The organism is Candidatus Angelobacter sp. (assembly GCA_035607015.1).
Taxonomy (GTDB): domain Bacteria; phylum Verrucomicrobiota; class Verrucomicrobiia; order Limisphaerales; family AV2; genus AV2.
The window spans coordinates 1-2,636 of sequence record DATNDF010000379.1 but is presented as its reverse complement, the minus strand read 5'-3'; the positions used below and the strand labels follow the sequence as shown (position 1 = coordinate 2,636).

The 2,636-nt window shown below is 58.7% G+C and carries 3 protein-coding genes; all 3 read right to left on the bottom strand.

What is annotated here, in order from left to right; translation table 11 throughout:
- Positions 1-65: 65 nt before the first annotated feature.
- The 3 genes from VN887_15285 to VN887_15275 are packed head-to-tail and all read right to left on the bottom strand — an operon-like array spanning position 66 to position 2,493.
- Complete coding sequence (locus tag VN887_15285) at positions 66-980, bottom strand: complex I NDUFA9 subunit family protein (GenBank protein ID HXT41372.1); 915 nt, start codon at positions 978-980, stop codon at positions 66-68.
- A 43-nt stretch (positions 981-1,023) separates the two neighbouring features.
- Positions 1,024-1,857 carry a peptidylprolyl isomerase gene (locus VN887_15280; protein ID HXT41371.1) on the bottom strand — a complete coding sequence of 278 codons (834 nt, stop codon included), beginning with the start codon at positions 1,855-1,857 and terminating at the stop codon, positions 1,024-1,026.
- 30 nt (positions 1,858-1,887) lie between these two features.
- Positions 1,888-2,493: a hypothetical protein gene (locus VN887_15275; protein ID HXT41370.1), complete on the bottom strand. Its 606-nt coding sequence runs from the start codon at positions 2,491-2,493 to the stop codon at positions 1,888-1,890.
- Positions 2,494-2,636 lie beyond the last annotated feature (143 nt).

Sequence of the window (2,636 nt, the reverse complement as noted above, 5' to 3'; positions counted from 1 at the left end):
AAGTCACGCCTCAAGACGCCATGAATTGGTTTGCTTCCTGTGGCTACAGTTTTATTTAAAATGCTCTAACACAACAAATACTTGGTAATCCCTTCCCGAAACGACACAGGCTCCAACTCAAACAACTCCATCGTCGGTCTTGGATCGCCCACGTTGTCCTCCAGCAACATGAGAAGTTGATCGCGGTTGAGCGGTGGCGCTTTGCCCAGCAGCCGCGGAAAAATGAATTCCAGCGCCGCCGCCTGACACCGCACGAGCCACATCGGAACGCGCAGTTTCAATCGCCTCCGTCCAGTCACTTCCAGAATCAAATCCAGGATTTGTTCGAGCGTGAATACTTCCGTGTCGCATAAGTCGCGTGTCATGCCGATCGCACGATGTTCGTTCAGCGCTTTCACAAAGCAGGCGGCCACACTTTCGACGGCCACCGGTTGAAATTGCGTCCGCCCGGAACCCATCACGGGCAGCACGGGCGAAAACCGCGCCATTCGCGCGAACAGATTCACGAAGCCATCGCCCGGACCGTAAATGATCGAGGGCCGGAAGATCGTCCAGTCCAGTCCGCTTCGCCGAACGATTCCCTCCGCCGTCCATTTCGACTGGTGGTAGTGTGAAATCGCATTCGGCCGCGTGCCCAGCGCGCTCATGTGGATGAATCGCCGCGCACCGGCTTTGCGCGCTGCGTTGACGATATTCTCCGTGCCGCGCGCATGGACATTCTCGAATGTGTTTTCGCCAACCTCGCTGATGATGCCGACGAGATGGATGACGGCATCAATGTGCTGGAGTCCGCCTTCGAGTGACGCGGCGTCGAGCATGTTGCCGCAATGAACTTCGACTTGAAAACGCCCGGCAATATCCAGAACACGCTGCGAATCGGGGTCGCGCGCCAGAATGCGAACCGAATGCCCCGCCTCGTCGAGTTGCCGGATAACTTCCCGGCCGACAAACCCTGTTGCGCCCGTGACAAGAACCTTCACGCGTTCAGCTTCGTGCCTCCGGCGCGGCAGGAGAACTCAAATTTCAATAGTCCACCCGCACGCGGTAGAACCGCCGCGAATTGGAGGTCGAAGAATCCGTCACGCTCACCACGCTGCCGGTGCCGTTCGTGGTGGCCAGGGTCTGCCACACCGGCGGGAGATTCGTCGCGAACTCGACGGTGTTGACCTTGTTGCCGACACTTTTCCACGAAATCTGCCTTTTGCCGCTGCCCACGGCCTGCGCCTGCACGCCCAGCAGCGAGACATCGACGTAGCTCAGATCCACGAACCGGGGACGATCCAGGCCCGAGCTGACCGGCAGATCGCTGAAGACCGCCGCCTGGCTGCCATACCACCAGCGCAGGTCAACGATGCCGCCGGCATTCGTTTCGGACTTGGACAGCGCGTTGATCTGGTTCAACACGTTGGTGCCTCCCACGACTTGGCCGAAGACCGTGAAGCCGCCGTTCTGATTGTCGAGGTTTGTCGAGTTGTCCGCGAGATTGAAAAACCATTGCGACGAGGCCGAGTCGGGGTCGCCGTCCAGTTTGGCCATGGCAAGGGTCCCATAGACATTGCTTCGGCGCGGCCCGACGTTGAACTCGTTGGTGATCGGGCCAAAGTTCGAGACACCGTAGAACACCGTCGCATCGTTGGTATCGGTGCGATCAGTAACCTTGAAGCCGCCGCTTTGAATCACAAATCCGGTCAGGCAGCGGTGGAAAAACATGTTCGTGTACGCGCCGCTCTGCACGTAACGGAGGAAATTGCGCACCGTCACCGGCTTGTCCTGATCGTAAAGCTCGACGTCAATGTTTCCGTAGGCGGTGCGGAATTGCGCCAGCGTGCCGGGTCGGGCGGAGAAATTGAAGGTCAATACGAACAACAGTACACCAAGGGGCGCATCTCAGTTTTTAGAGGGGTCGGCTGAGCGGTTGTGAGGAAAGAGCAAAGACCAACGTTCATTGCGCCAGAACATTTCCAGGCAGAGCAATGCTTCGTCACCTTGTTGGCTCCAGTATTGGCCAGGGCGTTTGAAGCGGCATTGGGTTTGCCGGCAGGTCGATTCGATAGCGCCGCTGCCAATGGGCTCACCGCGCCGTCCTCCCGCTCGGTAGTCCATGCGGTCCTGATGTTCCCGCAGATAGTTCACTTCTTTGGCCACCGCCTCGGACGCAGCTCCGGCAGGCAGGCTGACGAGGAGCTCGTCTAACTGTTTGATGACTTTGATCGCAGACTCGTTCTTGAGTTGTTTGACCAGCGGCCGCAACCAACTCTTGAGTTTGTCTTTGTCCTCGCCGTGGAGCGCTCGCCCGACCGCCGCCAAATGCTGAACGGCATGGTAAAAATCCAGCCGTTGACGCGCCTGTCCAAAACGATCGTCGGCCAGACGCCAGATCCACACGGCTCCGTCGGCAATCACCAAGGCTCCTGCGGCCTGGCCCAAGCCTCGTCGCAGCGCTTCGGCGTGCAACTGCTGACGTAATGCGTCAATGCCTTCACGCGTGGCCACAAAGCCGCGTTGACTGATGAGCGGCCGGCCTCCAACAGTTTTTCCTCGCTGATCCAATCGAAAACACGTCCCGGTATAAACCCAATGCCAGCGCTCCGGTTCTTGCCCGGCCTGGCGCAGTTTGCTCGTTCGCCCCCAATCAT